Origin of the sequence: uncultured Turicibacter sp. (genome assembly GCF_938044715.1) — a bacterium.
In the GTDB taxonomy this organism is placed as follows: domain Bacteria; phylum Bacillota_I; class Bacilli_A; order MOL361; family Turicibacteraceae; genus Turicibacter; species Turicibacter sanguinis.
In genome coordinates, this window is sequence record NZ_CALIOS010000107.1 from 1 (window position 1) to 9,013 (window position 9,013).

Sequence of the window (9,013 nt, forward strand, 5' to 3'; positions counted from 1 at the left end):
CTTTATTGTTTACGTTACTCCCTTTGCTCTATAAGGTCCTATATGAAGTTAAACGTAAGTGGCCAGTCATGATTTTAATTGTGATTCATTCTCTTTGCATGATGATTGTTGGAACTCGTGTGGCAACCCTTGGTACTATTGCCGTTGCTGTGATTGCATTTATTGGCTATCTCATTATTTTGCTTTTAAAGCAAGGACGTCTTCAAGTCGTTTCACTTGCCTTTATGGCCTTTATGATTGCATTTTGTAGTCTTGTCTTCCCTTATTCTCCAGCTATTAAACATCAACAAGAGAATGCCGTGCAGATTCAAAGTAATCGTGAGGATAATCAAGTGATACCAGACTTATCGAGTGGTCTAGAAGGGATGGAAGGAGATTCATTTGAATATAATTGGGCTTTAATTAATATCGTTCGTAATAATGCTTGGTTGATTGGAATGCCTGCTTATTATGATTATATTTATGAAATTGAATTCGATCCTGTTTTTTGGAAGCATGTTTTAGAGCAACCTTTTGAAGTACGTACAGATGGACGCGATTTACAGAAATTATTTGCAGAGTATAAGTGGGACATGTTAACGCCTAAACAAAAATTATTTGGGACAAGTTATTCAACGGTTAGCCAAGGTGGTTTTATTATTGAACAAGATTTCCTACGTCAATACTATACGCTTGGAATTTTAGGGGCCATCATCTTTACAGGTCCATACCTTGTGTTAATGGCAGCATGTGGAGTTAATATGCTACGTCGCTTTAAATCGATGGTAACATTTGAAAATGGGATGTTACTGGTTTCGGTTGGAGCAGGAATTGGAGCAGCTTATTATAGTGGACATGTATTAGATACGTTATTAACAAGCTTCTTTATTGCATTTAGTTTAATTACTCTATTTCAAAAAACTTTGAAGAAAGTGGATTAAGGGTGTGACGATATGCCGAAAGTAAGTATTATTGTTCCAGTATATAATGTTGAAAAGTATTTAGAAAAGTGTTTAGATTCTTTAGTGAATCAGACACTTCAAGATATTGAAATTATTGTGGTGAATGATTCAACTCCTGATGATTCTCAAATCATTATTGATCATTATGTAAAACAATATCCTCATCTCATTAAAAGCTATATTAAGCCAAACGGTGGAATCGCTGATACTCGTAATTTTGGGATTTCTAAAGTGACGGGAGAGTATTTTGGGTTTGTTGATAGTGATGATTATGTAGAGTTAACAATGTTTGAAAAAATGTATGAAGAGGCGATTAAAAAAGATGCTGATTTAGTCTCTTGTAATTTTTATTGGGAGTATCCTGATAAATTAGTACAAGCAACTGATGGGCCATTTAAAGATAACCGTGAGTATATGACGGAGATGATTGCGACACTTTGGACTAAAATTTATAAAACAAGTTGGTTTAATTCACTCGATATTAAGTTTCCAACGGGGCTTCGCTATGAAGATTCTTCTCTTTTAATTCGATTAGCGCCACATATCAGACGTTTTGGATTTGTTGGGGAGCCGTTTGTTTATTACGTTCAACGCACAGGATCGATTACACATACTCATAATCATCGTGTGCGTGATATGTTAGAGGTCTTTTCAGGAATTTATGATTATTTTAAACAACATGATTTGATTGAATCTTATCATGAAGAATTAGAATATTTGTTTATTAAATATTTTTTAGGAAGTTCATTTTTGCGAGCGGCACAAATTAAAGATAAGACAGAACGAAAGTATGTATTATCAAATGGGTGGAAATTGTTGAATGAAACTTTTCCAAATTGGAAGAAAAATCACTATTTAAATAAAAAGAAAGATAAGAAGCATCTTTACTTTAGAATGATGAATTCGTTCTCTTATTGGGGATTTGCAAAAGTCTTTTCAGTTATAAAAAGGGGATAGGATAAAAAGATTTGCCCGAAGACGGGCAATCTTTTTTCTTATGTCCATCTATTTTGCAAGAGTTTTGAAATGAAGGTAGGAGGGTACTTAGGTGGTATTTAGTAGTTTTACGTTTTTGTTTTGCTTTTTTCCGTTAATTATTGGAATTTATTTTTTAAGTAAAAATCGTGTCTATCGGAATTTAGTTCTCTTGATTGGGTCGTTAATTTTTTATGCATGGGGCGAGCCTATTTACGTCTTGTTAATGATTTTATCAACGATGAATGACTTTTATCATGCCGAGTGGGTCGGGCGATGTTTACAAAGAAAAGATAATACAGGGGCTAAAAAAGCTTTAATTTCAAGTGTTATCATTAATTTAGTTGTTTTATTTTTCTTCAAATATTGTGATTTTATGATTGAAAATATTAATTTTATATTCCATTTAAATCTTCAACCATTTAACTTGCCATTACCAATTGGAATTAGTTTTTATACCTTCCAAAGTATGTCCTATACTATTGATGTGTATCGTGGTCGTGTAAAAGTTCAAGAGAGTTTTTTAAGGTTAGCAACATATGTTGCATTATTCCCACAGTTGATTGCAGGACCTATTGTCCGTTACTCAACAATTGAAAAAGAATTAAGTTCACGACAAGAGACGCTTGAAAATGTTTCGAATGGATTGAGGCGATTTATCGTTGGATTAATGAAAAAAGTACTGATTTCTAATAAGCTTGGATTATTAGCCACACAAATTCAAGTGTTACATCAAAATGAGTTGAGTTTAATTATTTCATGGATTGGAATTATCGCATATGCCTTGCACATTTATTATGATTTTTCAGGTTATAGTGATATGGCCATTGGGCTTGGGAAAATGTTTGGGTTCCATTTTCTCGAGAATTTTAATTATCCTTATATTTCAAAAAGTATGACAGAATTTTGGCGCCGTTGGCATATTTCACTTGGATCCTGGTTTAGAGATTATGTCTATATTCCACTTGGAGGAAATCGAGGAACTGTTTTAAAACACATTCGTAATATTTTAATTGTCTGGTTTTTAACAGGTTTTTGGCATGGTGCGAGTTGGAACTTTATTTTATGGGGATTGTACTTTGGCGTTATTTTAATTATTGAAAAGTATGTTTTATTGAAGTGGCTTGAAAGACTTCCAAGTCTGATTCAACATATTTATGCGATTGTTTTATTTTTAATTGGATGGGTTATTTTCAGCTTTACGAATTTAGTACAATTAGGAGCCTATCTAAAGTCGATGTTTGATTTTAAGGTTTTAATGAAGTGGGATATCTTTCTAATGTTAGATATTCAATATTATTGGCCATACTTAGTAGTTGGTTTAGTTGGGGCAACGCCTTTGATTGCTAAACTAGCGAGAAAATTCTTAAAACAAGGTGAAGTGACTAAATTAATCGGAGATTTAGGGCTTGGGATGTTATTTGTTTTATGTGTCATGTCACTTTTAGATTCGACATTTAATCCTTTTATTTATTTCCGTTTCTAGGGGAGGCGAAGCGATGCGTTTTGAAAAGATAAGAAATAGTGTATTTATTATTGTATTTTTTGGAGCTCTAGTTTTAGTGAATGGTTTGATGTTATTCGCTCCTAAAAATACGGAGGTTGATTTTGAATATCGAGAATTAGCTAGTTTCCCAAAGATAACGCTTGAAAGTTTATATGATGGTAGTTTTCAAACGGGATTTGAAACGGCTTATGCCGATCAATTTTATGGTAGAGGCTTTTTAGTCAAATGGCAAACGCGGTTAGATTACTTTTTGACGAAGTATGTGTCTTATTTTAATCAGACACAAAATAAATTAATTCCGGTTCGAGAAGTGAGTAAATATAATGAGCATTATATTGAATCGCCACTTTATTATTCTGAAAGTTTAAACGATGTGGTAAAGCAACATGCTATAATGTATAATAAAGTCGCAAATTTTATGGATCAGCCACTTTTTATTTATAAGAATTTGCTTTTAAGTGAAGTGGATTGGTTAGAAGGACAAGACTACCAAGAGGCTTCAAAGATTTATAAAGAAACCTTTACGAGTACACTAGATGATGATATTTATTTTGGTGAGATGCAAATTAATAATTATGATGAGTATTATCAATATTTTTATAAGACAGATTTACATCATACGGCTGATGGCGCTTATGTAGCCTATACAGATTTGATTGAGATGATTAATGAAGTGTTTCCTCAAATCGGTCATCCAAGATCTGTGACACAAAAGGTTTGTTTTGAGGATGTTTATTATCGTGGAAGTTATGCGAGACGAACAGGGATGTATAGTCGTGCAACAGACCAAATTTGTGATTTGATAATTGAAGGTGCACCTCAAGCGACCACCTATGTAGACGGTTTAGAAAAAGAAAATGGTGATCGATATGCTTATCATAATGGCTACGGTCCAGGATATAAGGATATTCATCATTATGACGCATTTTACGGAGGATATGCTGGTGAAATTAAATATGATTACGGTGAGAATACCGGGATAAATGCTTTGTTTTTAGTTGATTCTTTCTCTAATCCAATGAATGGGTGGTTTGCTTCTCATTTTGATGAAACGTATATCATTGATTTACGTCTAAATCATGATTTTATGTTGAGTGATTTTTTAAAAGAACATGACATTGATGTGGTGGCCGTTTATTTATATTATGATCGATTATACTTTTCAGATCAATATCTCATAGACATCCAATAGGATGGACAAAATAAGTCATGGATTGTGATAAATTCATGACTTATTTTTGTTTTATGATATAATAAATTTGGTGATAATGATGAAAAAAGGAAAAATATTGTTTTGTGCGAGTGCCGGTGGGCATTATTCGGAATTACTTCAATTAGGTGAATTGATTAAAAAATATAATGGGGTTATTGTAACGGAGAAAACAGACGTTTCAAAAGATCCAATTTATCCAACAGAATACGTGATGTATTGTTCGAAAAATGATGGATGGATTTATCTGTTTGAGTATTTATGGGTTTGGATCGTTTCATTATTTTATTTTATCAAGTATCGTCCACGTGTTGTGATTTCAACGGGTGTTCATTCAACTATTCCGATGTGTGTATATGCAAGAATATTGGGGCGTAAAGTTGTTTATATTGAGACGGTAGCCAATGTTCATACCCCATCGATGACAGGAAAAATTATGTATAAACTTGCTACTGATTTTTACGTTCAGTGGGAAGAGTTGTTAGAAGTTTATCCAGATGCTAAGTTTGGAGGTTGTTTATTTTGATTTTAGTTTTATGTGGTACTCAGAAGCAAGATTTTAGTCGGATGATTAAATTAGTCGAACAAGTGGCGGATAGAGAAGAAGTCATTGTTCAAGCCGGACATAATCAATATGAGTCGAATAAGATGCAGATATTTGGCTTTGTTTCAAATGAAGAAATCCAAATGTTGTATGAAAAAGCAGATTTAATTGTCACCCATGCGGGTGCAGGATCGATGTTACAGGCGATTAAAAATCACAAAAAAATCATTGCGGTTCCAAGACTTAAAGAATATGGTGAACATGTCAATAATCATCAAATTGAGTTAGCAAAGAAATTTGAAGATCTAGGCTATCTTATTTCTTATCAGGATGGTGATAATTTTATTCAAACGTATGAACGTGCGAAAAGATTTGAACCGAAACCGTATACGTTAAAAGGCAATATGGTAAGCTTAATTGATGGTTTATTAGAAGGATATATGAAGTAGAGGGGAAGAATAAATGAAGTTAATAGAGAATTTTAAAAGGTATTTCTATGTGTATATAGCCATGGGATTATTTTTATTTTTTATGTGGGTTTCATCCATGACACCTTTAGTCGGAGATGACTGGGGGTATTATATTAATGGATTGAAAGGTCCTTTAACGATGACATTTGAGTTTTATCAAACCTGGTCAGGGCGTGTGGTAGGAGAATTTTTAGGTTTTTTACTTGCTTCATATCATGAATGGTGGATTTATTTCTTTAATCCATTATTATTTTCCTCAACCTTTTTATTGCTATATAAAATCATCAATCCAGTACGTCAAAAAGGATTGATTGCAAGTCTTATTTTGTTTTTAATGTTTACGGTGTCACATGGGATTCGAATGGAAACCTTCACATTTGTTGTGGGATCAATTAACTACCGTTTCTCAGCGGTCATGGCCTTATTACAACTCTATTTGATGGGTCGATATTTTAAAGATTCCAACGCGACCTTTAAATGGTATGAAATCTTAATCAGTATTGTTTCTGGTATGACAGTCGGGCTGATTATGGAAAACATTGCAGGTGGTTTAATTTTAGCTAATTTATTACTAATGGGATATCGCCTAATTCAAGCAAAAAAAGTGGATTTAATTTTACTTCTTAATACCGTAACAACAACAGGTGCATTTTTAATGATGAGATTAAGCCCAGGTTCAAGAGCTCGTGTTCTTGAAGATACAGAATGGATGTCTAAAAATCTTATTGAAAAAGTGTTAACAAAGTATCCTGAATTTATTCATTATACGTTTACAGAAAATACGGTGATTATCCTAATTTTAATTGCTGTTATGATGACCTTAATCATTCAAAAGCGAAATCAATTTAAATTTAAAGTTACACCTATTATTTTAAGTTTAGTCATGTTGAGCAGTGTCTACGTTTTAGGTTCATCAATCATTGTTTCATTAAATGAATCATATGGCATCAGTTTTTGGAAGTTTACAAGTATTGCTTATTATTTTGCAGATATGAATTCTTGGATTTTAATGGGGTATTGGACATTCATGGCGATGCTTATTTTTGGTATAATAATTTACTTACTATGGAAATGCCAATCTATTTTTATAATGTGTTTTTACTATTTACTTGGGATGGCAGTCATGGGAGCTATGTTGCTTTCACCAATTATTGGACCCCGTTGTGCAATTTTCACGGTGTATTTCTTAATTATTGTGATTGGGTATCTTGTGAATGAAATAAGATTTAATCCAATGGTAAATAAATCAGCCACTCTTGTCTTTTCTATTTTAACGATGCTTATATTTGTCTGGTATGGACGTCTCTATTCTCAAGTTTTTGAGGTTCGTCAAGAACAAGAACAAAGAATCGAAGCATACAAACAAAATCCAAGCGGAGAGCTTTGGTTACCTGCGTATCCAACGCATTCGATCCATTCTGGAGAAGCAGTAACGCCGTATCATCAAGGTGTGTTTAAGAAATTCTATGGGTTAGATGAATCAGTTGAGATTCATTATAGCTGGCAATAGACGAGGTGGGGGACAGATGATTAATTCGATTATCGCAATGACGGTCTTTATTTTAGTCTTATCTTACGCGATTGGGAAAATTGTTTCAATGAAATTAAATTTGAGTGAGAAACTCCCTTATGCGATTCCACTTGGCTTTTTTATCATTCTAGGCTTACACCAAATCATCACATTACCGGTGATGATTTGGCATTTATCAAGTCAGGTGTTGGTAATTTTAACGGTTATACTTGGGATTGTTTTAAGTGGTTATGCGCTTTTTAAAATAAAGCTTTGGTATCGCTTAACTTGGCAACTAGACTATATTCTTATCGTGATTATGGCGGGTGTTTTAATTTACTTCTATGCGAACGTCGATAGTTTAAATTATTCAGGTGAAGACTTTAATTTTTATATTCCATTTGTCGGATCAAATGTGAATGCCATGCAGGTTAATATGATTAACCCATGGAGTGGTGAGACAGGCGTTTTAAACTGGATTTACAATTTCCAAGGCTATTATTTATTCTTATCAGCCCTTTCACAGCTTTTAAATGTTGATTATATGTTGGTGACCTTATGGCTACCCTCAATTATTTTTTTAATAATAATGCCACTTTGTCTGTTTAATGCGGTTCATTATTATTTCAAAGACACTCATTGGTTTATGAAGTGGGTGCTAGTAGGCGGATTATTCTGTTTAGTGAATGATACGTTATCGGGGATGATTTATTCTTATTATGGCAATCAGTTTAGACCCTTTATAATGATTTACTTGATTTGGATTTATGTGGCGAGTCGAGAAAAAGAAACGCCTTGGTCAATCCTCTCTCTTATCATCTTAATGTTTAGTCATTATTCGGTTCAATCAACTGGGTTATTTGTGGGGGGAATGTTAGTTCTTTTATTGCTAGGATTTGAAGTGTTTATCGCAAAGCAGCCTAATTTGAAATTGCCTGTAACATTAAGTATTCCATTAGCTTTTTATGTGATCGGAATTATATCTACCATGTCTATGCTTTTTGCTTTGATTGCGACCATTATTTTGGTCGTTCTTTATCCTCTAATCTATTGGCTTGTTCAAAAATTTTCAAATATAATGAAAAAAATCATGCGATTTGCCTTAAGTTTGTTACTAGCTAGTATTCTTTTAATCTCTATAGTGATGACACTTAAGGGCATTGCCTCACCAGTTTCAATGGCATCTTTTATTCCGGATTATATTAATGGAATCACCTATTTTACAGAAAAAAGTTTTATTTCTTACCAAGCGATTTTATTACCTTTAAAAGTGATTTATACCCTTGTGGGGTGGGCGTTACTTATCGGAGTCTTATGCTATCGTTGTGAGGTGGAAGAATATCGCTTATATAAAGTCATTTTAGTCGGAACTTTAATCTTCTTCTATAACCCATTTGTGGCTCCGTTTATTAGCAAGTATTTAACGGGAATTGTTTATGGGCGAACAACAATTTTATTATTCTCATTGGTAACATTTGCAGTCGGGGTAAAGTTTTATGTTTCATTGATGAAATCTATTAAAGCCAAGACTATTTTAACGTTGGGATTAACAGCGGTATTTGGAATTTTATTTATCAATAATTCAGTGATTCATGCCCAAGACTTTAGCTTAAAATTCTTAATAAATGATACAACTTACGATCCTTATTATAAGTTACCCTATGATTTAATAGAGGCTGAAAAAGCGTTAGTCGAGTATAAGTTAGAATACTTTAAAGAACCGGATTATCGAACAACGGTTATGAGTTGTGATTTAAGAACGCGTTTCTTATATGAACCACAAATTTTAGTGTTTAATGTAGCAACATTGCGTGATTTTTATATGAATTACGACACTAATCCATACGAGTATCGCA

General features: G+C 33.2%; 8 protein-coding genes. All 8 read left to right on the plus strand.

What is annotated here, in order from left to right:
• On the plus strand, nt 1-920 hold a 920-nt coding region (locus QWC74_RS10340; protein WP_288994013.1), incomplete at its 5' end, for an O-antigen ligase family protein.
• Nucleotides 921-932: 12 nt separating this feature from the next.
• Nucleotides 933-1,898: a glycosyltransferase gene (locus QWC74_RS10345; RefSeq protein WP_006784211.1), complete on the plus strand. Its 966-nt coding sequence runs from the start codon at nt 933-935 to the stop codon at nt 1,896-1,898.
• Nucleotides 1,899-1,989: 91 nt separating this feature from the next.
• Nucleotides 1,990-3,402 (plus strand): MBOAT family protein, encoded by a 1,413-nt coding sequence (locus QWC74_RS10350; RefSeq protein ID WP_006784210.1) that lies wholly within the window; start codon nt 1,990-1,992, stop codon nt 3,400-3,402.
• A gap of 13 nt (nt 3,403-3,415) precedes the next feature.
• The gene (locus QWC74_RS10355; protein WP_006784209.1) at nt 3,416-4,615 is read left to right on the plus strand and encodes a hypothetical protein; all 1,200 of its coding nucleotides are present in this window, start codon (nt 3,416-3,418) and stop codon (nt 4,613-4,615) included.
• A 79-nt stretch (nt 4,616-4,694) separates the two neighbouring features.
• Nucleotides 4,695-5,159 carry a PssD/Cps14F family polysaccharide biosynthesis glycosyltransferase gene (gene pssD, locus QWC74_RS10360; RefSeq protein WP_006784208.1) on the plus strand — a complete coding sequence of 155 codons (465 nt, stop codon included), beginning with the start codon at nt 4,695-4,697 and terminating at the stop codon, nt 5,157-5,159.
• A complete protein-coding gene (gene pssE / locus QWC74_RS10365; RefSeq protein WP_006784207.1) occupies nt 5,156-5,626 on the plus strand; it encodes a PssE/Cps14G family polysaccharide biosynthesis glycosyltransferase in 471 nt (156 codons plus the stop codon). Before pssD ends, pssE begins: the two co-directional genes overlap by 4 nt.
• Before the next feature lie 13 nt (nt 5,627-5,639).
• Nucleotides 5,640-7,157, plus strand: coding sequence for a DUF6056 family protein (locus QWC74_RS10370; protein ID WP_006784206.1), 1,518 nt, complete (start codon nt 5,640-5,642; stop codon nt 7,155-7,157).
• 16 nt (nt 7,158-7,173) lie between these two features.
• On the plus strand, nt 7,174-9,013 hold a 1,840-nt coding region (locus tag QWC74_RS10375; protein ID WP_288994014.1), incomplete at its 3' end, for a DUF6077 domain-containing protein.